The 22100-nt window shown below is 62.5% G+C and carries 24 protein-coding genes; 6 read left to right on the plus strand and 18 right to left on the minus strand.

The annotated features are described in order from the left end of the window. Nucleotides 1-4: 4 nt before the first annotated feature. Nucleotides 5-2050 carry an acetyl-CoA carboxylase biotin carboxylase subunit gene (locus tag AC2FNA_RS05150; protein WP_496824992.1) on the minus strand — a complete coding sequence of 682 codons (2046 nt, stop codon included), beginning with the start codon at nt 2048-2050 and terminating at the stop codon, nt 5-7. 120 nt (nt 2051-2170) lie between these two features. Further along, the gene (locus tag AC2FNA_RS05155; protein ID WP_234137590.1) at nt 2171-2374 is read right to left on the minus strand and encodes a hypothetical protein; all 204 of its coding nucleotides are present in this window, start codon (nt 2372-2374) and stop codon (nt 2171-2173) included. 659 nt (nt 2375-3033) lie between these two features. Between AC2FNA_RS05155 and AC2FNA_RS05160 the strand changes: the two genes are divergently transcribed. Beyond that, nucleotides 3034-4173: a DcaP family trimeric outer membrane transporter gene (locus AC2FNA_RS05160; protein ID WP_496824993.1), complete on the plus strand. Its 1140-nt coding sequence runs from the start codon at nt 3034-3036 to the stop codon at nt 4171-4173. 80 nt (nt 4174-4253) lie between these two features. On the opposite strand, the gene AC2FNA_RS05165 is transcribed toward AC2FNA_RS05160, so the two are convergent. The 7 genes from AC2FNA_RS05165 to AC2FNA_RS05195 all read right to left on the minus strand — a co-directional run bounded on the left by AC2FNA_RS05165 (nt 4254) and on the right by AC2FNA_RS05195 (nt 8888). Beyond that, complete coding sequence (locus AC2FNA_RS05165; RefSeq protein ID WP_496824994.1) at nt 4254-4613, minus strand: hypothetical protein; 360 nt, start codon at nt 4611-4613, stop codon at nt 4254-4256. A 69-nt stretch (nt 4614-4682) separates the two neighbouring features. Next, nucleotides 4683-4820 carry a hypothetical protein gene (locus AC2FNA_RS05170; RefSeq protein WP_203583153.1) on the minus strand — a complete coding sequence of 46 codons (138 nt, stop codon included), beginning with the start codon at nt 4818-4820 and terminating at the stop codon, nt 4683-4685. Nucleotides 4821-5034: 214 nt separating this feature from the next. Then, nucleotides 5035-5439 carry a DUF6497 family protein gene (locus AC2FNA_RS05175; protein WP_496824995.1) on the minus strand — a complete coding sequence of 135 codons (405 nt, stop codon included), beginning with the start codon at nt 5437-5439 and terminating at the stop codon, nt 5035-5037. A gap of 71 nt (nt 5440-5510) precedes the next feature. Continuing rightward, entirely contained in the window at nt 5511-5909 is a 399-nt protein-coding gene (locus AC2FNA_RS05180; protein ID WP_496824996.1) for a cupin domain-containing protein, read from the minus strand. A gap of 1 nt (nt 5910) precedes the next feature. Continuing rightward, on the minus strand, nt 5911-6780 hold the full coding sequence (locus tag AC2FNA_RS05185; protein WP_496824997.1) for an Abi-alpha family protein: 870 nt from the start codon (nt 6778-6780) through the stop codon (nt 5911-5913). Nucleotides 6781-6856: 76 nt separating this feature from the next. Next, nucleotides 6857-7345 (minus strand): GFA family protein, encoded by a 489-nt coding sequence (locus tag AC2FNA_RS05190; RefSeq protein WP_496824998.1) that lies wholly within the window; start codon nt 7343-7345, stop codon nt 6857-6859. Between the two features lie 10 nt (nt 7346-7355). Beyond that, nucleotides 7356-8888 carry an acyl-CoA carboxylase subunit beta gene (locus AC2FNA_RS05195; protein ID WP_496824999.1) on the minus strand — a complete coding sequence of 511 codons (1533 nt, stop codon included), beginning with the start codon at nt 8886-8888 and terminating at the stop codon, nt 7356-7358. A 182-nt stretch (nt 8889-9070) separates the two neighbouring features. On the opposite strand from AC2FNA_RS05195, the gene AC2FNA_RS05200 reads away from it, so the two are divergent. Then, nucleotides 9071-10276: a multidrug effflux MFS transporter gene (locus AC2FNA_RS05200; protein ID WP_496825000.1), complete on the plus strand. Its 1206-nt coding sequence runs from the start codon at nt 9071-9073 to the stop codon at nt 10274-10276. Here the strand turns inward: AC2FNA_RS05200 and AC2FNA_RS05205 are convergent. Then, nucleotides 10220-11122 (minus strand): LysR family transcriptional regulator, encoded by a 903-nt coding sequence (locus AC2FNA_RS05205; RefSeq protein WP_496825001.1) that lies wholly within the window; start codon nt 11120-11122, stop codon nt 10220-10222. The genes AC2FNA_RS05200 and AC2FNA_RS05205 overlap by 57 nt on opposite strands. 96 nt (nt 11123-11218) lie before the next feature. Here AC2FNA_RS05205 and AC2FNA_RS05210 point away from each other — a divergent pair, with 96 nt between their 5' ends. After that, nucleotides 11219-11506, plus strand: a complete 288-nt coding sequence (locus tag AC2FNA_RS05210) for a YciI family protein (protein ID WP_496825002.1) — start codon at nt 11219-11221, stop codon at nt 11504-11506. A gap of 66 nt (nt 11507-11572) precedes the next feature. Then, a complete protein-coding gene (locus AC2FNA_RS05215) occupies nt 11573-12970 on the plus strand; it encodes a helix-turn-helix domain-containing protein (protein ID WP_496825003.1) in 1398 nt (465 codons plus the stop codon). Nucleotides 12971-13042: 72 nt separating this feature from the next. On the opposite strand, the gene AC2FNA_RS05220 is transcribed toward AC2FNA_RS05215, so the two are convergent. The 3 genes from AC2FNA_RS05220 to AC2FNA_RS05230 form a co-directional block, all read right to left on the minus strand. Continuing rightward, nucleotides 13043-13282, minus strand: a complete 240-nt coding sequence (locus tag AC2FNA_RS05220) for an HP1242/YdcH family protein (protein ID WP_234137578.1) — start codon at nt 13280-13282, stop codon at nt 13043-13045. Nucleotides 13283-13402: 120 nt separating this feature from the next. Then, nucleotides 13403-15061 carry a choline dehydrogenase gene (gene betA / locus AC2FNA_RS05225; RefSeq protein ID WP_496825004.1) on the minus strand — a complete coding sequence of 553 codons (1659 nt, stop codon included), beginning with the start codon at nt 15059-15061 and terminating at the stop codon, nt 13403-13405. Nucleotides 15062-15143: 82 nt separating this feature from the next. After that, the gene (locus tag AC2FNA_RS05230; protein ID WP_496825005.1) at nt 15144-16346 is read right to left on the minus strand and encodes a BCCT family transporter; all 1203 of its coding nucleotides are present in this window, start codon (nt 16344-16346) and stop codon (nt 15144-15146) included. A gap of 165 nt (nt 16347-16511) precedes the next feature. Here AC2FNA_RS05230 and betI (AC2FNA_RS05235) point away from each other — a divergent pair, with 165 nt between their 5' ends. Both betI (AC2FNA_RS05235) and AC2FNA_RS05240 read left to right on the plus strand, forming a co-directional pair. Continuing rightward, nucleotides 16512-17093, plus strand: coding sequence for a choline-binding transcriptional repressor BetI (gene betI, locus AC2FNA_RS05235; protein ID WP_496825006.1), 582 nt, complete (start codon nt 16512-16514; stop codon nt 17091-17093). Nucleotides 17094-17183: 90 nt separating this feature from the next. Further along, entirely contained in the window at nt 17184-17990 is an 807-nt protein-coding gene (locus AC2FNA_RS05240) for an isocitrate lyase/PEP mutase family protein (RefSeq protein ID WP_496825007.1), read from the plus strand. A gap of 20 nt (nt 17991-18010) precedes the next feature. On the opposite strand, the gene AC2FNA_RS05245 is transcribed toward AC2FNA_RS05240, so the two are convergent. The 5 genes from AC2FNA_RS05245 to AC2FNA_RS05265 form a co-directional block, all read right to left on the minus strand. Beyond that, complete coding sequence (locus AC2FNA_RS05245; RefSeq protein WP_496825008.1) at nt 18011-18370, minus strand: nuclear transport factor 2 family protein; 360 nt, start codon at nt 18368-18370, stop codon at nt 18011-18013. Nucleotides 18371-18526: 156 nt separating this feature from the next. Further along, the gene (gene betC / locus AC2FNA_RS05250; RefSeq protein WP_496825009.1) at nt 18527-20035 is read right to left on the minus strand and encodes a choline-sulfatase; all 1509 of its coding nucleotides are present in this window, start codon (nt 20033-20035) and stop codon (nt 18527-18529) included. After that, nucleotides 20032-20604: a choline-binding transcriptional repressor BetI gene (gene betI / locus AC2FNA_RS05255; protein WP_496825010.1), complete on the minus strand. Its 573-nt coding sequence runs from the start codon at nt 20602-20604 to the stop codon at nt 20032-20034. Before betI (AC2FNA_RS05255) ends, betC begins: the two co-directional genes overlap by 4 nt. Before the next feature lie 61 nt (nt 20605-20665). Then, complete coding sequence (locus AC2FNA_RS05260) at nt 20666-21079, minus strand: DUF1036 domain-containing protein (RefSeq protein ID WP_496825011.1); 414 nt, start codon at nt 21077-21079, stop codon at nt 20666-20668. 58 nt (nt 21080-21137) lie between these two features. Continuing rightward, on the minus strand, nt 21138-22049 hold the full coding sequence (locus tag AC2FNA_RS05265; protein WP_234137570.1) for a DMT family transporter: 912 nt from the start codon (nt 22047-22049) through the stop codon (nt 21138-21140). Nucleotides 22050-22100 lie beyond the last annotated feature (51 nt).

The following is a 22100-nucleotide window of genomic DNA, read 5'->3' on the forward strand; positions in this document are numbered from 1 at the left end:
GGGGTTATTCGAACTCCATGATCACGTCATCAACGGCCAGGCTGTCGCCCGCACTGGCATTGATCTTGGCGACCACACCCTTTTTCTCGGCGCGCAGGATGTTCTCCATCTTCATCGCCTCGACGGTGCACAGCGCCTGACCCTCCTGCACCTCTTGCCCCACTTCGACATCGACCTTCACGATCAGGCCCGGCATCGGACAAAGCAGCATTTTCGAGGTGTCGGGCGGCAGTTTCTCGGGCATCAGCCGCGCCAGTTCTGCCTGACGCGGGGTGCGCACATGCACCTTGAGGTCGGCGCCCCGGGTGCGGATGCGGAACCCGCCCGAGATCTTGCCCACCTTCAGCACCAGCGGCGCGCCGTCCACCATCAGGTTGGCCAGTTGGTCGCCCGGGGTCCAGTCGCTGGTCACCCGCATCGAACTGCCATCGTCAAAGCTGACGGTCGATCCGTCGTGATCGGCGGCGATGGTGACCGGGAAGTCGGCACCTTGCAGCGTGACCACCCAATCCGTACCCACCCGGCGCTCGTGATTGTCCATCCGGCCCGAGACACGGGTGCGCCGGATCTCGGCCACACGGTGCATCGCGGCCGCGGCAGCGGCCACCCGGCGCAGATCGGTTTCAGGCAAGGTCACCCCTTCGAACCCTTCGGGATATTCCTCGGCGATAAAGGCCGTGGTCATGTCGCCCGAGATGAATTTCGGATGGTCCATCACCGCGCTCAGGAAGGGCAGGTTGTGACCGATGCCCTCGACCTCGAAACTGTCGAGCGCGATACGCATCGCCTCGATCGCGGCGGCACGGGTCGGTGCCCAGGTGCAGAGCTTGGCGATCATCGGGTCGTAATACATGCTGATCTCGCCGCCCTCATAGACGCCGGTATCGTTGCGCACGGCCGCCTCACCCGAGGGCGCATCCCCCTGCCATTTGCCATTGACCAGCATCGGGCCGGCAGCGGTTTCCGCCGGCGGACGATAGCGGGTCAGACGGCCGATCGAGGGCAGGAAGCCGCGATAGGGATCCTCGGCATAAAGCCGGTTCTCGATGGCCCAGCCGGTCAGTTTCACATCATCCTGGGTGATACTCAGCGGTTCGCCTGCCGCCACGCGGATCATCTGCTCCACCAGATCGACACCGGTGATCAGCTCGGTCACCGGGTGTTCCACCTGCAGGCGGGTGTTCATTTCGAGGAAGTAGAAGTTCTTGTCGCCGTCGACGATGAATTCCACGGTGCCCGCGCTGGCATAGCCCACGGCCTTGGCCAATGCCACGGCCTGTTCGCCCATGGCGCGGCGGGTGGCCTCGTCGAGGAAGGGGCTGGGTGCCTCTTCGACGACCTTCTGGTTGCGGCGCTGGATCGAGCATTCGCGCTCGCCCAGATAGATGCCGTTGCCATGGCTGTCGCACAGCACCTGAATCTCGATATGGCGCGGCTGGGTGACGAATTTCTCGATGAAGATACGGTCATCCCCAAAGGAGTTCGCCGCCTCGTTCTTGGAGCTTTGGAAGCCCTCGCGCGCCTCCTGATCGTTCCACGCGATCCGCATGCCCTTGCCGCCGCCCCCGGCAGAGGCCTTGATCATGACCGGATAACCGATCTCGTTCGAGATCTTGACCGCCTCGTCGGCATCCTCGATCAGGCCCATGTAACCGGGCACGGTCGAGACATTTGCCTCCTGCGCGATCTTCTTCGACGTGATCTTGTCGCCCATTGCCTCGATCGCCCCTTTCGGGGGGCCGACAAAGATCACGCCCTCGGCCTCGAGCGCCTCGGCGAATTTCGAGTTTTCCGAAAGGAAGCCATAGCCCGGGTGCACCGCCTGGGCGCCGGTGGCGCGAATGGCGGCCATCACCTTGTCGATGACGATATAGGACTGGTTCGCGGGGGGCGGGCCGATATGCACCGCCTCGTCGGCCATCTGCACATGCAGCGCCTGCTTGTCGGCATCCGAATAGATGGCAACGGTAGAAATGCCCATCTTGCGCGCCGTCTTGATGACCCGGCAGGCAATCTCGCCCCGGTTGGCGATCAGGATCTTGTTGAACATGCGATGTCCTCTGTCTTGGAAGGGTCGGAACGCAAAACGCCGCCCCCGGCCGGATGGCCAGGAACGGCGTATCGCGCGATGTCAGCCGGGCGGTTAAGTGCCCGGAGAGAATTCAGTGCGTCAGTTACAGGTGCCTTGCACCTTGCAATAAAGGATGTTGCCAGCGGCGCCGGCCGCTGCGCCGACAACCGGGTTTCCGTCCAGCGCGAGCGAGCCCAGAAGCCCCGCGCTGCCGCCGTAAAGCGCCTGTTCGGTCGGGTTGTCACCACAGGCGGCCAGACCGGCGACGAGCGCCAGACCGGCAAAGAGTTTCGATTTCTGCATCCTGCCCTTCCTTCGGATTGGTCCGTCTTATGGGCAGATAGATGGGCCCGCGAGCTGGGGGAAATCAAGCGCAGCCCGGCGTCCGTCAGATGCTCAGCGGCAGGCCGCGCAATTGGGGGGAAATCCGCCGATCCACCCCTGCCGGGTACGCGCAAAAAGACGGGCGGTTCGAGGTCAGCGACATCAAACCGCCCGCTTAGGGAAGGGGTACGGAATAGTAGGTGCGCGCACGACGCAGGCAGATTTGTGCCGCACGCCTGAACAAGGCTGCCGTATCCGTGGCAAGCCGCCAAGCCCCGGTTCGCGGGACGCCGGATTTGAGCCGGATTCTGCCGGGCGCGGAGCAACCTTGGCGGGAAAGTGCCGACAGGGCGCTTCTCCGCCGCGGGCATATCCTCTGTCACATAACCGTTACGCAAGGCCGCGCGATCCCGACCCAACCCACAGGCGCGGAGAATGCTTTCACGCGAACTGCACGCGTTCGTGCCCACCAAGCCCTGTACCGGCGAGATACCGGGTGCGACAGGCAAAAACTCAACTCCCGAACGATCACCATCGCGGCAATTTCCGCTCACGGCCAATCGCCCGCTTGTCATTTGATCACACCGGGGCCGCGTGGAACCCAAAGCCTCGCCACACATACGAGGAGATGGGTAGAAATGGTGAGGAGACTTGACGCAATATCGGCGCTGGCGCTGATGGCGGCCCTGGGGGGCGCCGGAGCGGCGATGGCCGGCGATGCCGGAAGCCAGGCCGAACTGGACGCACTGCGCGCCCGTGTCGAAGCGCTGGAGGCCGGCCGCGCCGCCGGTGCACGCGGCGAACTGCATGTCGGTCGCACCGCGATCGACATTTACGGTTATGCCAAGGCCGATTTCTTTTACGATTTCGACTTTGTGCAGGGCGACACCGCCTTTGTGAACAATATCGGCGAACCGGCGAATGCCACCGACGGCACCTTTGGCGCCACCGTGCGCCAGTCGCGCCTGGGCATCCGCACCAGCACCGAGACCGATATCGGCACCTTGGGCGGTCAGCTGGAGTTCGACCTGTTCGCCTCGGGCGGCCGGTCGGAACTGCGCCTGCGCCATGCCAATATCCGCATCGGCGATCACTGGCTGATCGGTCAGACCTGGACCAACTTCATGCCCATCGGCCATTACCCGACCAGTGTCGAGTTCAACGGCCCGGTCGGCGTGACCTTTGCCCGGGTGCCGCAGGTGCGCTACAGCCATGCCTTCGGCAAGGCGCTGTTCAGCGCCTCTATCGAGGAAAACAGCGCCCGCTCGGACGATCCGGTCGTCACCGCCGCGCTGGAATACAATGACGATCTGTTCTCGGCCCGTATCGCGGGCCTGGTCGGCACCGTCATTTCCGGCGGTACCGAGGTCGACCAGACCGGCGTCACCGTGTCGGGTGCCCTGCGCCCCTGGCATGGCGGCCTGTTCCAGGCGACCTTCGTCACCGGCGAGGCGCTGGGCCCGCTGCTGATCGGTGGCGGAGCCTCGGCGGTTGGCGGCGTGGCCAACGATGTCGATGGCTTTACCGTCGAATTCCGGCAGGATGTCGGCGAGAAGTGGAACTTCGGCATCGCCTATGGCAGCGAGGAATACGACCTGCCCACCTCGACCGGTACGCTCGATTTCACCGAGCTTGAAACCATCCATGTCAACGCGTTCTACAAAGCCACCGACAACCTGACGCTGAGCGGTGAATACATCTTTGGCGAACGCACCACCTCGACCGGCGCCAGCTTCGAAGGCGACCGGGTTCAGCTTGCGGTACAGCTGAACTTCTGAGAGCCGCGGCACGCCCTGTCCTCCCTCGGTCAGGGCGTGTCCGGTATTCCCCGAACGGGCCATATGCGCCGCCAGTTGGATCATTCCCAATCGTCCCCGTCGAACGCATCGGGGAAAGCGGCCCGCGCCACCGTCACGTCGATGACAAGAAGTGCCTCGTAGCTTGCCGGATCGAACGGATCCTCTGCTGCCACCACCTCGCGACCGAACAGCCAGCTGAGGCGCCCGGCATCCAGGTTGCCGCGCTCGAAGGGTTGGTCGCCAAACTGCTCCCACAGGGCCTGCATGAACAGGGCATCGGCACGGCGATCGACCGCCTTGCGGTCGCGATAGCGCTCGCGCCGGACCAGCGGTGTCACGCCCTTGGGATTGGCGCGGCGAATGGTGAACTGGAAATCAGAGCCGGGCATGCGGCTGGGGAAACCGCGATGTTTCAGCATGACACGCCCTCCCGGCCAGAGAGCGTGGCGAAACGCGGGATCGGCCGCAGGGCCGATCCCGCGGTGTTCTTACTTGTACTTGCCGGTGAAGGTCGGCTCAGTCGAGATGGGCTCGATGATGACGAATTCTTCTTTCGGCGAGTTGTCACAAGCAGCAACGGCACCGACGAAGGCGACCATTGCCACGAATTTGATGCATTTCGACATCTGTTTCTCCTACTGACACAATAGAAACGAACAGAAGCTGCTGCTTCTGCCTGCCTCACCCTTTCGGGATTGGACGCACGTTGGCGACCGTGCCGGAGCATAGTGGAAATCGGGCCGGAAATACATCCGGGATGGGGCAAGTTCATGGCCTGTGACTCCAAAGTCGCAAAACTCCGCTGATGTGAAGTTTGACCCGCAACATGTTGTGGCATCGTCAAAACTCCTCCCAGATACAGCGAGAGTCGCGGAGGCGGTAGGCCTCAAAAAATTGTGTAGCTCCGGGTTGCGAGGTGCCGAAGGCGACCGGGCGGTCCGACATCGAGATGATCACGCGCGCCGGTGTGATCTGGCGGCTTTCCACATATGGGACCGCCAGGATGGTGCACAGATGCTCCATGTCGATGGCCACCACGTCATAGGGAATTTGCCCTGCCTGGTCGCCGATCTTGGGCGCGATGAAGCGGAAGCGGATCCACAACTCGCCCGGATTATTGTCGAGCAGCACATCGGCCAGTTCCACCGGCTGGCCCGAGGGCACCGGCAACAGCGCCTGCGCCCGAACAGGTGCGGCAAAGGCCGTGGCAAGCGCCAGGACATAGAGGCAACCCCGGCCCCGCAAGCGGGCTCCTCTCGCCGGGGTTGCTTGCGCATCGCACGTGGCATGCGCTGTTCCATGTCGGGCGCACAAGGTCATGGGGCGGTCTCGTCCCGTGTCTCGAACGTGGCGGGAGAGATGATCTCGATCAGCTCCATATCGTCGGAATGACGGCATTCGCGATGCTTGATACCGGGCGGCTGCAAAACGCAGGAGCCCGCGCGCAAAACATGCTCGCCCTGCCCCTCGTATTCGAAGACGACCCAGCCCTTGGTGACATAGACCATCTGGAAATCAAGGTCGTGGCTGTGCCAGGCGCCGGGGCTTTCCATGCCCGGCACCGCGCGGATCACATGGGCGCCAAACCGGCCCTTGGTGGCCTCGTCGATGCCCAGATCGCGATATTCGAAGAAGGCCCGCAACCCCTGCCCGACAAAGGGGGAACCGTCGGCGTGGCTGATGGTGAAGGCCTGGTTTTTCCAGAAGTTGTTCATCTCATTTCCCCATACATGCGAGTACAAAATCACGACCCAAAGGGGTTAGCGCGAATGCTGAAACGATCAGCAAGCCACGCTTGTTACTTTTCCCACCCGCTTCAAATTCTCTAAAGTACTTTGGGCAAATTAGTTCCAGATGAAAATTTACCGAATGAACGAGACCCAGAGAAATCAATACGTCAGAAACATAACCTCGGTCTGCGTCTAAAATATCGTCATATTTAGATTCACATATTCCCTCGTCAGGCATCGCAATAATGGACGAAGTGGCCCACATCTGAATAGAACGGAATTTGATTCCGGGCCCCTCCAAATTTTCAATATTTTCAACTATTGCGTCAAAGTTCACATCCTCCAAATGGATCTTCTTTTGATCGAAGTACGCATTTACCCTTAGCGCCGTTTCTTTGAAATCATCCAGAGACAGCTCCTTGAATTGTCTCGGCAAAAGCAGCTCTATGAATTCTGCGTGCTCGCCAGAAAGCTCCGTTAGAATCCTGCGATAGTAGTGATGACCAGGTTTCAACCCTTGCGAAGTTGAAACCAAAAGGCCCGCCCAAAGGCTTTCAAGCGAACCTCCTCCATCGCCCTCTTCTAGAGAAGCACCCTCAACCCAATTGATTAGAAACTTTGGCGGTACGGGTTGCAGAGCTATCCCCCGTTCTCGAGCTATAATTCTCGCGCGGTCCAACGCTCTAATCGCGTTCTCTTGGCGATATGTCCGTATTACATCACCCAGCATTCCGAGACTGTTCGTGAAAGGGCTGAGCGCATCGGCAAACGCATTGGAAAGGCGCCCAGCGCCATCGCCCTCTCCAGCAACCTTCATGCCATCCGGCTTCAATTCAAATCCGAACTTGTCGTTCATCAGTTCGCACCATTTACCAAGGAAAACTGTTGCGGTGTTTTCGGGTGTTTTTCCGAACCGTCCTTCCAAAGCTGGGTCATAGGCTTACCAGGTGATGCTGATCATAGACCGCCGGGTCCTGGGGCGCGCCGTCAAGATCGGTTGCGTGCTGGGCGTAGACCGCAAATCCGGCCTGCACCAGCGTCCCCTTCTGGGCGCATTCGGTGAAGATGTAGCGGGCGTTTTCCGGCGTCCGGTCGAACCAGTCCGGGTCGTCCAGGGTGCCCGCCATGACCCCCGTGAAACCGGGGAACCGCTCCAGTTCCACAAACACGGTGGTGGAACAGGTCGGGCAGGACTTCAGGTAGATCTCCTTGCCGCTGCCTTCGGAAACGTGGGTGTACGTTCGCGGCGCGCCCGACACCAGCCGGAACGCGGTGCCGGAAAACCCGGCAAGCGCATTCATCGGTGTCCCGGTCATCTTCTGGCAGAAGCGACAGGTGCACCATGTCAGACGCAGGGGCGGTTCGCTGACTTCGTAGCGAAGCGCGCCGCACAGGCATCCACCGGCGTGGGTCTGGCCCATCATTGACCTCCTAGAGCGGTATGTTGTCGTGCTTCTTCCACGGGTTCTTGAGCGACTTGCCCCGCAGCGAGGCAAAGGCGCGGCTGACGCGCTTGCGGGTGCTGCGCGGCGTGATCACCTCGTCGATGAAGCCCTTTTCGGCGGCCACGAAGGGGTTGGCGAAGCGGTTTTCATAGTCCTTGGTATGCGCGGCGATCTTTTCGGCATCGCCCAGGTCGGCGCGGTGGATGATCTCGGTCGCGCCCTTGGCGCCCATCACCGCGATCTCGGCGGTGGGCCAGGCATAGTTGAAATCGCCGCGCAGATGCTTTGACGCCATCACGTCATAGGCGCCGCCATAGGCCTTGCGGGTGATCACGGTGACCTTTGGCACGGTGGCCTCGCCATAGGCGAACAACAGCTTGGCGCCATGCTTGATGACACCGCCGTATTCCTGGCTGGTACCAGGCAGGAAGCCCGGCACGTCGACCAATGTTAGGATCGGGATTTCGAAACAGTCGCAGAAGCGCACGAAGCGCGCCGCCTTGCGGCTGCTGTCGATGTCCAGACAGCCCGCCAGGATCATCGGCTGGTTTGCCACGACACCCACGGTCTGTCCTTCGAGCCGGATGAAACCGGTGATGATGTTCTTGGCGAAATCCTCCTGGATTTCATAGAAATCGCCCTCATCCGCGATCTTGTTGATCAGCTCTTTCATGTCATAGGGCGTGTTGGCGTTCTCCGGCACCAGCGTGTCGAGACTGGCCTCGATCCGGCCCGGCTCGTCGAAGAAGGGGCGCACGGGCGGCTTCTCACGGTTGTTGAGCGGCAGGAAATCGACCAGGCGGCGGACCTCGGCCAGCGCCTCGACATCGTTTTCAAAGGCGCCGTCGGCGACCGAGGACTTGCGGGTATGGGTCGAGGCCCCGCCCAGTTCCTCGGCTGTCACCACCTCGTTGGTGACGGTTTTCACCACGTCGGGACCGGTCACGAACATATAGGATGTGTCCTTGACCATGAAGATGAAGTCGGTCATCGCGGGCGAATAGACCGCACCACCGGCGCAGGGCCCCATGATCACGCTGATCTGGGGCACCACTCCGCTCGCCATGATGTTGCGCTGGAACACCTCGGCATAGCCCGCAAGGCTGGCGACGCCTTCCTGGATACGCGCGCCGCCCGAATCGTTGATGCCGATCACCGGGGCACCGTTCTGTACCGCCATATCCATGATCTTGCAGATTTTCTGGGCATGGGTTTCCGACAGCGAGCCGCCAAAGACGGTGAAATCCTGGCTGAACACATAGACCATACGGCCATTGATCGTGCCCCAGCCGGTGACCACGCCATCACCCGCAGGCTTTTGTTTTTCCATCCCGAAATCGGTGCAGCGGTGGCTGACGAACATGTCGAATTCTTCGAAACTGTCCTCATCCAGCAAAAGCTCGATCCGCTCGCGCGCCGTCAGCTTGCCCCGGGCGTGCTGGGCGTCGATCCGCGTTTGCCCGCCCCCCAGCCGCGCGGCCTCGCGGCGGGTTTCCAGCTCGGAAAGGATGTCTTTCATGGCGATTGTCCCCTTTGAAATTTGAACGGACCATAAAGACAATGCAGCACGCGCCAAAGGGGAATTCGGCAAATTTGCAAATCATTGGCAACGATGCGAAAGCAAAACGCAAAGTTGCTAATTAACACCTTAACCCACGGCCAAAGATGGACTTGCCCGCCGCGCGCGCCTAGATCGAGACCATGCAGACCCCGCCCAACTCCTTGCAGCGCAGCCCGCCTGCGCTTGCCACGCTGATCCTGTTGTCGGGCCTTTCCGCCCTGGGCATGAACATCTTTCTGCCCAGCCTGCCCAACATGACCGAATATTTCCAGACCGATTACCGCCTGATGCAGCTTTCGGTCGCGCTGTATCTGGCGGTGAACGCGGCGATGCAGGTAGTGATCGGGCCGCTGGCGGACAAGGCCGGGCGGCGCCCGGTCATCCTGTGGGGGCTGGTCCTGTTCCTGATCGTCACGCTGGGCTGCATCTATGCGCCCACGGTCGAGGTATTCCTGTTCTTTCGCATGTGCCAGGCGGTGATCGCGGTGGCCATCGTGCTTAGCCGCGCCGCGGTGCGCGACATGTACGAACAAGACAAGGCCGCCTCGATGCTGGGCTGGGTCACCATGGGCATGGCGGTGGTGCCGATGATCGGCCCCGCGCTGGGCGGCGTGCTGGACCAGTATTTCGGCTGGCAGGCCAATTTCTGGATCCTGTTCGTGCTGGGGGCGGCGGCGCTCATTCTCACCTATGTCGATTTCGGAGAAACCGCGCTGAAAAGCGGCAAGACGCTGGTCCAGCAGTTTCGCGAATATCCCGCCCTGCTGACCTCGCCCCGGTTCTGGGGCTATTCGCTGGCAAGTGGCATGTCGTCGGGGGCGTTTTTTGCCTATCTGGGCGGCGCACCCTTTGTCAGCACCGAGGTTTTCGGGATGGAACCCGCGCGGATGGGCCTGTTCTTTGGCGCCCCGGCGCTGGGTTATTTTGCCGGCAACTTCGTCAGCGGCGCCTTTTCGGTCCGGTTCGGTGTCGACAGGATGGTGCTGTGGGGCTGCCTGATGAACGCGCTTGGCATAACCCTGTCGCTGGCAACCATGCTCTCCGGATATGGATCGGAATACAGCTTCTTTGGACTGATGACGCTGGTCGGGCTGGGCAACGGCATGTCGATCCCCAACGCCACCGCCGGCGCGCTGTCGGTGCGACCGCATCTGGCAGGCAGCGCCTCGGGGCTGAACGGCGCCATCATGCTGGGCGGCGGCGCCGCGCTGAGCGCCTGGGCCGGCGCCCTGCTAACGCCCGAATCCGGTGCGCTGCCGCTGCTCTGGCTGATGCTGGGCACCGCCCTGCTAGGGGTTGTCGCCATCCTCGCCGTGATCTGGAGAGCACGTCGGCTGGGCCTGTGACATTCGCGCGGACAGAACGCCTTCGATCCAATCCGTGACCAGGCGTACGCGCTTCAGTTCACGCAGTTCGCGACGCAACATCAACCAGAGTTCGCGCCTGGGCGGCGCTCCATGCTGAAACGGCAACTCGACCAGGCGCGGCTCGGCACCGCCGATGATCCGGGGCATTAGCGTTTTCCCGTGGCCGGAGCAGACAAGCCGGAACAGGGTCTCGGCATCGTTGGCCGAGACCTGGGCCGCGCCCTCGATCTCTGCGGCCCGTGAGAGGGCCGCCGCCTGGGGCAGGTATTGCATACGTGTTTCATAGCCGATCCAGGGCAGATCCCTTGCGGCATCGCGCAGGGCAAAGGCAGCATAGTCGATATCGCCCAGCTTGCGCGCCATCACGCCTTGCCCGCCCTCTGTCGGACGCGCGAGACGCAGGGCGATATCGGCCTCGCCGCGCAACAGGCTCAGATCGCGGGCCTCGGCAATCAGTTCCAGCCTCACCCCCGGAGCCACCGCGCGCAGATCGCCCAGCGCAGGTACAAGGATATGGTTGATCATCATCGGCACCGCTGTCAGGCGCACCGTTCCAGACATACCATCGCCACTGGCCCCGGCCAGGGCGCCGACCCCCTGCATTTCGTCCCGCATGACCTCGGCATGGCGGTACAGTCGGCGCCCGAAATCGGTAAGACCCAAGCCCTGCCCGCCCATCTCGACCACCTGGCGCCCCAGCGCCGCCTCGAGCGCACGCAGGCGCCGCGATACGGTGGTCTTGTCCACGCCAAGAGAGCGGGCCGCCGCTTTGAGGCTGCCCGCCTGCGCAACCGCCAGCAGATACCGCATGTCATTCCAGTTCATGACTGCAATCTTGCATCTCCTGACTGCAATTTTCCACTCTGAGCAGCGAATTTGCAGCATGTCATCCTGTTCACATTAGCACCGAAAGGACAGATCATGCTCTACCGTGTCACGTTTCAGGATAATCCGGGAAAGGAACATCTGCGCCAAAGACACATGGCCGAACACCTTGCGTTTCTTGCCGCTCACCGGGCCGCCATTCTCGGCGCCGGACCGCTGTTCGACGGGACCCAGGGACGCGGCGGCATGTGGTTGATCGAGGCCGCGACCCGCGCCGATGTCCAAAGTCTGGTCGAGAAAGACCCGTTCTGGCCCACGGGCCTGCGCCAGAGCGTCGACATTCTGGAATGGCGGCAAGTCTTTCGCGACGGCCAGCCGGTCTGAGCTTGCCGCGCGCGCTTTGCAAACGTAACCTTGCATCTAGGTAAATTTGCAAAGAGTCGGCATCCGATGGCCACCCAGAAACTCTATGCCGGCGCCAAGCTGCGCGAGATCCGCAACCGCCTGTCGCTGACGCAAAAGGATTTTGCCGCCAAGCTGGGCGTGTCGCTGCCCTATCTGAACCAGATGGAGAACAACAACCGCCCGGTCTCGACCTCGGTGGTGCTGGCACTGGCGCAGGAATTCGGGCTGGACGTGACCGAGCTCAGCACCGGCGACAGCGAGCGGCTGGTCAGTGACATGCGCGAGGCGCTGGCCGACCCGATTTTCGCCGACGCGATGCCGCCGCTCGCCGATCTGCGCCTGACCGCGTCGAACGCACCGGCACTCGCGCGCGCCTTTATCGAGCTGCACCGCACATACCGGCAGACCCATGAGCGGCTGGCCTCGCTGGATGAGGCGCTGGGGCGCGAGGATGCCCGCATCCAGGCCAGCCCCTGGGAGGAAGTGCGCGACTTCTTCCATTATTGCGACAACTATATCGACGCGGTCGATCACGCGGCAGAGCGGTTCGCGGCCCGGGCCCAGACCGACGGTGTGCGCGGCGCGGCGCTGGCCGCGCTGACCGATCGCGGTATCACGGTCGAGCTGGCCGATATCGAGGCGCTGCGCCAATACGATCCCGCAACGCGCCTGCTGCGGCTGTCCACCCGCAGCGCGCCGCAGACCCAAGTGTTTCAACTGCTGTTGCAGGTGGCGCTGCTGAGCCAGAACTCGCTGCTCGAGGCAACGCTCGATTTCGCCCGTTTCCACAGCGAAGAGGCGCGCGCCATTGCCAAGATCGGGTTGGCCAATTACTTCGCCGGTGCCGCGCTGATGCCTTATGGCATTTTTTTGGAGACTGCCCAGCAGACCCGCCATGATCTGGAGCGGCTCAGCACCCGCTTCGGCGCCTCGATCGAGCAGGTGGCGCACCGCCTCTCGACCCTGCAAAGACCAGGTGCCAAGGGTATCCCGTTCTTCTTTGTTCGGGTCGATCAGGCGGGCACGATCACCAAACGCCACTCGGCCACGCGGCTGCAATTCGCCCGCTTTGGCGGCGCCTGCCCGCTCTGGAACGTGCATCGCGCCTTTGAAACCCCCGGCCATTTCCTGCGACAACTGGCGGAAACGCCTGACGGCGTCCGGTATATCTCGTTGGCCCGCGACGTGTCCAAGACAGGGGGATCCTTCGGGGCACCGGTGCGGCGCTATGCGATCGGGCTCGGCTGCGAGGTACGCCATGCCGATCAGCTGGTCTATGCCGATAATCTCGATGTCAGCAACGCCAGCGCCTATGAGCCGATCGGCATTTCCTGCCGCATCTGCGAGCGCAAGACTTGCCACCAGCGCTCGGTCCCGCCGCTCGAGCGGCGCCTGACCATCGACAGCGACCATCGTGGCACCCTGCCCTACGAGGTCAACTGATCTTCATTTCGCTGAAAATACTCCGGGGGAGTCGCCGACAGGCAACGGGGGCAGAGCCCCCGTCCCTTTGGGTCAGGCCTTGGACAGGATGCCCCAGATCTCATCCTTCAGCGCCGCACGCTTCTTGCGCAACTCGACCTCGGCCAGTTCCTCCATAGGTTCCACGTTGGTTTCGGCCCGGTGCACAGCCCGGTTGATCTCGTGATACTCGTCCGCCAGTTTGGAAAAATGCGCATCCGTCTGCTTGAGCTGGCTCATCAGATCGACCTTTTCGGGAAATTCCTCGGCCAGTTCATGCGGGGTATGGGACATCCGTTCGCTCCTTTTCAATGTCAACCCAGAGGCTAGACGCCCGCCACAAGGCCGACATTGACAGGGATCAAATCGGGTGCGGCAGGAGAGATTTTTCGACGAAAAATCTCTGCCCCCGCCTCAGCGTTGCGACGCCTCCCAGCGGGGGTTGATCCAGGGGATGTCATTGGCGCGCGGCAGGGGGGCGCGGCCCAGGATGTGGTCCGAAATCTTCTCGCCCACCATGATCGAGGGCGCATTGAGGTTGCCATTTGTGATCTGCGGAAAGATCGAGCTGTCGGCCACACGCAGCCCCTCGACCCCGATCACCCGGCCTTGCCCGTCCACCACCGCGTTCGGGTCATCTGCCCGGCCCATGCGGCAGGTGCCGCAGGGGTGATAGGCGCTTTCGGCATGTTCGGCGATAAATGCGTTGAGGTCCTCGTCGCTCTGCACCGCCGCGCCCGGCTGGATCTCTTTTCCGGCATAGGGTTTGAACGCGTCCTGGCCAAAGATCTCGCGCGTCAGCCGGATACAAGTTCGGAAGTCGGCCCAGTCTTTCTCATGGCTCATGTAGTTGAAGCGGATCACCGGAGCGTCCTCGGGCTGGTTCGAGCGCAGCGTGACCGCCCCGCGCGAGGGCGAGCGCATCGGCCCCACATGGGCCTGGAAGCCATGGCCCTCGGCGGCGGCCTGCCCGTCATAGCGCACCGCGATAGGCAGGAAATGGTACTGGATATCCGGATAGGGCACGCCGGGCTGCGAACGGATGAAAGCGGCGCTTTCGAACTGGTTCGAGGCGCCCAGACCGGTCTTGGTGAACAGCCATTGTGCGCCGATGGCCGCCTTGCCCAACAGGTTCCAGTACTTGTAGAGCGTCACCGGCTGGATCGCGGCCTGCTGGATGTAAAGCTCCAGATGGTCCTGCAGATTGGCCCCCACGCCGGGGCGGTCGGCCACGACCGCGATGCCATGTTCGGCCAGATGCGCCGCAGGGCCGATGCCCGACAGCATCAGCAGTTTCGGCGAGTTGATCGACGAGGCCGCGATGATCACCTCGCGCCGCGCGCGGATCACCTCGGCCTTACCGCCCCGGATGATCTCGACCCCGGTGGCGCGCCCCTCTTCCATCACCACACGGGCCGCCAGCCCGCGCAGGATATCGCAATTCTCGCGCTTGAGCGCCGGTTTCAGATAGGCATTGGCCGCGGACCAGCGACGCCCCTTCCAGACGGTCTGCTCCATCGGGCCAAAGCCCTCTTGCTTCTCGCCGTTATAGTCGCCAGTGACCTCGTACCCGGCTTGCTTACCCGCATCGACAAAGGCCTTGAACAGCGGGTTGGTGCGCGGGCCTCGGGTCACATGCAGCGGCCCGTCGGTGCCACGCCAGTTGGCATCGCCACCATGGCCGCCATCGTGCCAGGTCTCCATCCGCTTGTAATAGGGCAGCACGTCAGCATAGGCCCAGCCATCGGCGCCCATCTCGGCCCAGGTGTCGAAATCCATCGCATGGCCGCGCACATAGACCATGCCGTTGATCGAGGAGGACCCGCCGATCACCTTGCCGCGCGGGCAAGCCAGGCGGCGGTTGTTCAGATGCGGCTCGGGCTCGGACAGATAACCCCAGTCGTAACGCGACATGTTCATCGGATAGCTGAGCGCGGCGGGCATCTGGATGAACGGCCCGGCATCGGTGCCGCCATGTTCGATCACCAGCACCGAGGCCCCCGCCCCGCTGAGCCTGTAGGCCATGGCGCAGCCCGCGCTGCCGGCCCCCACGATGACAAAATCCGCTTCCATCCGTCTGTCTTTCCTTGCTGCCGGCGTCGCCTTGCGCACGCCAAAGGGGGACCCCGGCCAACAAGGGCCGGGTCCGGTTGTGTCAGTGCACGCTCTCAACCTTGTGGAAATCGAGCGCGCGGTCTTCGGGAGATGTCCTGATCGCCATCACCGTGCCGCGGTGACGCAGCGCAATGAACAGGACGCAGGCCAGGTACAGGCCGATCACGATCGAGCCGACCCACTGGATCTGGAGCCACTGGCTCTGGAACAGCAGGGTCAGCGCGAACAGCACACCGACATTGCCCGCGATATAGACCGGACGGCCCAGCCGCTCGACCGTGATCGACAGGTTGTCGGTGTAAAGCCGGATCAGAGAGTCGAGCGAGTTGATGACAAAGGTGATACCCACCACGATCATCGCGACATTGGTCAGCCCGGCGGTGCTGATCCCGTTCTCGTGATAGAAATAGAGAACCGAGAACCAGATCGCCAAGGGGATCGAGGGAAAGACCAGGAGCGCGATCAGCAACTGCCAGGTCTTCAGCCCGCCGACAAAGCGCGAGGTGAACTGACCGATCATGATCGACCATGCGAACCACCAGAACAGGTAGAAGGCGTGGTAATCGGTCAGCGGCAGAACGAATTCCTGCAGGTTGCCGAAATAGGCGCCGAGCAGGCCAAGGTTCTGGCCGACCCCGCCCAGCCCCATGCCCGCCGCTGCCCACATGCCCAGGATCAGCGCCAGGAACAGAAAGGTCGAGCCGACCGAGAGCACGCGCACATATTTCAGATCGGTAGAGGAATAAGCCGCTGCCAGAATGGTCAGGAACACGATGACGTAGAAGGCGGGCACCACCGTCTCGCCATCGCCGATCTCGGGAATGTAGCCGGGCAGGTAGATCAGGAACAGGCTGGCGGTAAAGGCGCAGGTGCCGATGATGACGATGTTGTTGATCAGCTTCACCAGCGGGATCTCGAAAAAGCCGACGCGCGGTTCGATGACGCAAAAATAGAAGGCGGTCAGGAAATAGAAGGCCCAGATCAGAAAGCCCCAGAACCCGAACTCAATCGCCAGAGGGTTGGCAAAGGCATAGGCCGGATCGTCGGCATAACTGCCGAATTCAGCGAGCGGGAACATGATCAAACCGACATCCAGACCGGATGTGAACAGGATCGCAATGAAGGTGAACAGATGCACCGGCGTCGGGCCGATACAGTCTACATCACGCCATTTGATGACGCAAAAGGCCACCAGACCAAAGGTCAGCAGCAGCCCAAAGCTCAAGATCGAATTCAGGATCATGGTCCCTCCCTGGGGTCACGCCCGCCCTCTCCTCGGGGCCGGGTCGAATGATGCGGGAAATTAGCACAATAACCTGACCAAAAGAACCAAAACTTGTATTGCCATTCAGGTTTTTCGATAATCCTTTAAACTTGAACCCTTTGGCCGATTGACCAATATGGCCACATGAGACGCAAACGCATTCGGGACATCCGCAATGACGAGTTGGTCGCCGCTGCGATCCGGTCGTTGCATCACAGGGGATTCGGCTCGGTCACCATGGCCGAGATCGCGGGCGAGGCCGGGGCTTCGGCGGCGTCGATCAACTATTACTTCGGGTCCAAGGACCGGCTGATGGAGGAAACGATGCGCCGTCTTCTGTCGATCCTGCACACGGCATTGCTGACCCGACTGGCCGAGGCACGAACACCGCGCCAGCGGCTGCTGGCCATTGTCGAGGCCAATTTCGACGATACGCTGTTCACGCCCGCCCAATGTTCGGTCTGGGTGCAATTCTGGGCCAACGCACCCTATACCAGCAGCCTGTCGCGGCTGCACCGGATCAACCGGGCGCGGGTCGCCTCGAACCTGCGGCACGAATTGCGTGCACTACTGCCCGAAGCCACACGCGGATGGGTCCAGAGCAGCATCCAAGCCTATATGGACGGCATCTGGATCGAAGCGGCGCAGGGGGGGGCGGCACCGGATGCGGCGATGGCGCGGGCCGATGCGCGGGCCTTGACGGAACTGTTGCTGGACCGGCGGTGACAGGCGCGCGCGTCATCGCAGGATTGCCGTTCCTTTTGCGCCCGAGGCCGATATGCTCATCGGGCCGCCAGATCAATGAGGAGTGCCATCATGCGCCGCGATGAATTGACCAAGCGTTTTCGGGACCTGCACGTTCCGGGTGATCCTCTGGTGATGCCGAATCCGTGGGATGTAGGGTCGGCCAAGGTCATGGCCGGTTTGGGCGCGCGAGCGCTGGCGACGACATCGTCCGGACATGGCTTTACCCTGGGTCTGGCGGATGGCGGGCAGATCAAGCGCGAGGTCGCGCTTCAGCATGCCGCCGATATCTGCGCCGCCGTCGATGTGCCGGTGAATGGCGATTTCGAGAACGGGTTCGGCGACAGCCCCGACACCGTGGCCGAGACGGTACGTCTGGCGGCGGAGGCGGGGCTGGCCGGGGTTTCGGTCGAGGATACCGAAATGCCGTCCAAGGGATCGTACCCCTTCGACCTCGCCCTGGCCCGGATCGAGGCGGCGGTGGCCGCCGCCCGCGCGGCGGGCATCGTGCTGACGGCGCGCGCGGATGGCTGGCTGATGCGAAACTATGATCAGGCCGAGGCCTTGCGCCGGTGCCTAGCCTTTGCCCGGGCGGGTGCGGATGTGATCTATGCGCCGCTTGTCGATGCCGATACCACCCGGGCGCTGGTGGCCACCGGGACGCCGGTCAACCTGCTGGCGGCGGGGGAAACGCGGGATCTGACGACTGAACAGATGGGCGCGCTGGGGGTTGCCCGGATCTCGATTGGCGGCGGCCTGGCCCGGGTGACGCAACAGATCCTTCTGGACGGCACCCGCGCCATGCTGGAGCGCGGCGATTTCACCCTGCTGAAGGGTGCGGCAAGCGTGGCCGAGGTCGAGGCTTTGCTGAACGGGTGAGGTCCGGCAATCCGGGTCATTCAGCGGATGCGATAGATTTTCGACACGATGCGCCAACTGCCATCGTGCAACAGCAGCGTAAGGAAATCGTCAAAGCGCATGCCGGCCCAGTCGTTTTCGACATGGACCATCGCGATGTCCCCCTGCACCGAAACTGAGCTGATCGCCCAGAACGGATCGGTTACCGCGTCAGCCGCGTCCTCGCACATGGCGATGAAAGCGTCACGGGAATTCCAGAGCAGCTCTCCTTCGTAATGGCCAACCTCGCTGGCCCGGTCGAAGAATATCCGCTCCAGCGCGGGCCGGTCGCCACGGGTCATCGCCATCACGTAGGTTTCGACAAGCGCGGTCAACGCGGCGATGTGTTCTGATGTGGTCATGACCTCCCCCTTTTGGGGACAAAAGTCTAGCCGATCAGGACCCGAAATGCATGCCCGAAGAGAACCGTCTTGCCTATGAAAAACCGCTTGGCAGGGCGTCGAGAGATCGGAGCCACCGCCACTGTGGCCGTGGCCCGATATCGTTGAGGGATAAGGCTACTCCCCCCTCGGGAACCTCTGGCTTTCCTCCAGATTATCCAGGTTCATGTGGTTGCGCATATAGCGTTCCGAGGCCTTTTGCAGCGGCTGGTAGTCCCAGGGGTAATACCCGCCCTGGCGCAGCGCCTCGTAGACCACCCAGCGGCGGGCCTGGCTGGCGCGCACTTCGGCATCGAAGCGGTCAAGGTCCCAACGGGCCTGGGATTTGGCGCGCAGGCTCTGTACCGTGCCCTGATGGTCGGGGTGATCGGCGAGGTTGGTCATCTCATGCGGGTCAGCGTCCAGATCGAAGAGCTGGTCGGGGTCAAGCGCGCAGCGGTTGTACTTCCATTTGCCGTACCGCATCGAAACCAGCGGCGCATAAGAGGCCTCGGCGGCGTATTCCATCAGCACCGGCGCGGTACGCTCGGTGCCGTTGGCTAGCGACACTAGGCTGGTGCCATCGGTCCAGGGCGCGATTTCGGCCATGTCCACACCGGCCAGTTCGCCCAGCGTCGGGGTCACGTCGATGGTCGAAACCGGCGTGTCGATGCGGCCCGGTGCCATGCCCGGCGCGGCCACCATCAGCGGCACCCGGGCGGAGCCTTCGTAGAAGTTCATCTTGAACCACAGCCCGCGTTCGCCCAGCATGTCGCCATGATCCGAGACAAAGAGGATGATCGCCTCTTGCCGGGTGGTTTCCAGCACCTCGAGGATCTCGCCCAGCTTGTCGTCGAGATAGGAGATATTGGCGAAATAGGCCCGGCGCGACTTGCGGATATCCTCTTCGGTGATGTTGAAATTGCGCCGGTCATTGGCATCGAAGATGCGCTTGGCATGCGGGTCGTGATTGTCATAGCCCAGATCGCCCACCTCTGGCAGCAGGTGCTCGCAATCCTCGTAGAGGTCCCAGTATTTGCGCCGCGCCACATAGGGGTCATGCGGATGGGTGAAGCTGACGGTGACGCACCAGGGGCGGCCGTCCTTGCCGCGCGCCAGATCGTAAAGCTTGGCCTTGGCGTGATAGGCGACCTCGTCGTCATATTCCATCTGGTTGGTGATCTCGGCGACGCCCGCGCCGGTGACGGATCCCATGTTGTGATACCACCAGTCGATGCGCTCGCCCGGCTTGCGATAATCGGGCGTCCAGCCGAAATCAGCCGGATAGATATCGGTGGTCAGCCGCTCCTCGAACCCGTGCAGCTGGTCGGGGCCGACGAAATGCATCTTGCCCGACAGGCAGGTGTAATAGCCCGCGCGGCGCAGGTGATGGGCATAGGTCGGGATATCGCTGCGGAACTCGGCGGCGTTGTCATAGACCCCGGTGCGCGACGGCAACTGGCCGGACATGAAACTGGCCCGCCCCGGCGCGCAGAGCGGGCTGGCGGTATAGGCATTGGCAAACCGGGTCGAGCGCGCCGCCAGCCGTTTCAGGTTGGGCGCATGCAGCCAGTCGGCGGGACCATCGGGAAAGAGGGTACCGTTGAGCTGATCCACCATCAGGATCAGGATATTGGGTTGGGTCATCTACCAGCCTCGATCAGGGTCTCAAGAACACGCAAAGCATGGGCGCAGGCAAGGTCGGGCTCTCCGGGTGCGCCCAGCGCGGCCTGGATGTAGAGCCCGTCGATCAGCGCCCGGATATCACTGGCAACCTCCCCCGGATTGCGCACCACAGGGCGCAGGGCATGGACCAGATTGGAATACAGCCGCGACTGATAGATTCGCCACAGGCGCAACGCGTCAGCGTTGGTCTGCGACAACACGTAAAAGGTCATCCAAGCCGCAATCACATCCGGGGTGAAACAGGAATGCGCGAAACAGGCCCGCACAATGGCTTGCGGCCGGTCGGCTGGCGTGCTGGCCTTCATCTCGGCCCGCGCCTCATCACCGAATTCGGTCAGGATATGACGCATGGCGGCCAGAAAGATCTGGTCCTTGCCACCGAAATAGTGATGCGCCAGCGCGCTCGACATGCCCGCCCGGCGGGCGATCTGGCTGACGGTGACATCGAGGCTTTTCTGCACGCCCAGTTCTGCTATCGTCGCCTTGACGATCGCGTCGCGCCTGATCGGTTCCATTCCGATTTTCGGCATGCCCTCTCCTCAGCGCCAATGGATTCCAGAAAACGCTAGGGAGTTTTTATTGACGCGTCAATCAATCATCGGCAAGTCGAACCAGAGGTGACAGCTCTAACCGGAAACCATTCGCCGTGGGGCCGGTATCAACCTCGCGAAACAAGTTGGTGATAAGGCCGCGTTCCCGACAGTGTTCGGCGCCGACAATGTCAAAGACACCCTGCTTGACGCAAAAGGCGATGTCATGGTGGTCAAACACCCACCCCTCGGCCAGCGCGGTCACGTAATAATAGCGATTGGTCAGATCGCCCTCCAGCACGGTCTGGCATTGATCCGGTGCGAACACATACCAACCCTGGCTGACCCAGTCCTCGCCGCCACGAAAGGCGAGCGCCACCGATTGCACAACCGGCGTGTCGTTGCAGATCTCCAGCCCAGCCTGCGCCGTTCCGGGCGCCAGCAACAGGCAAAGAATGGCAATCGCGCGTTTCATGCGCCCTCCTTCTTTCGCGCCCGAGCCAATGCAATTGTCGGGCAACCGCGCAAGCGGCTCAAAGCTTGGGCGCGATGCTGGGCGGGGTGATCGGGCGTCGTTTCAGCACCGCCTCGCGCCAGGTGATGAAACTGACCGAAGCGAGGATTAAAGTGCCACCCGCAACCACCCAGATATCTACCCCCTCGCCAAAGACCAGCGCGCCCAGCAAGGTGGCCCAGATCAGTTGCAGGAAGGTAACCGGCTGGGTCACCGCCACCGGCGCCGCCTTGAGTGCGAGGGTCATGAAGTAATGCCCGGCAGTGGCAAAACTGGCTATGGCGAACAGCACCCCCAGCTGTTGCCAGCTTGGGGTCTGCCAGACCGCCACCGCAAAGGGGATCATCGCTACCGTGACCCAGATCGACAGATGCGCCACCACCACGGCTGGGCTGAGATCCTCGACCGCCGCCTTGGCCAGCAGATAGGAGCCGCCCAGCGTCAGCGTGGTCCCGAGCATCGCCAGATGGCCCGGCGAGATCTCTCGAAAACCGGGACGCAGGATGATCGCGGCGCCGATCAGCGCCACGAAGATGGCGGTGATCCTTCGTGCCGCCAGCGTCTCGCCCAGGAACAGGGCCGCGCCGAGACTGACATAGACCGGGGTGAGATAGTTCATCGCGGTGACCTCGGCCAGCGGGATGCGGGTCATGGCAAAGAACCACAGCATCACCCCCACCGCATGGATGGCCCCGCGCAGGCCGAACATGGTCCAGTGGCGCCGGGTCAGCCGCGCCGCCAGCAGGCTGCGCAGCGCGGGCAGCACAAAGACGATGCCCAGCAGATAGCGCAGAAAGGCCGACTGGATCGGGTGCATGCCCTGCCCCATCGACTTGACCAGCGCGGTCATCACCACAAAGGACAGTCCCGCCGCCAGCATCCAGAGGATGCCAGCCAGCGGACGGGAGTCTGGGGTCTCGGGCAGAGGCATATCAGGGTTGAACACCCATTCCTGCGCCGGGGCAACCCTTCACATGCGAAC

The sequence above is a fragment of the Ruegeria sp. YKSD163 genome, assembly GCF_059612905.1.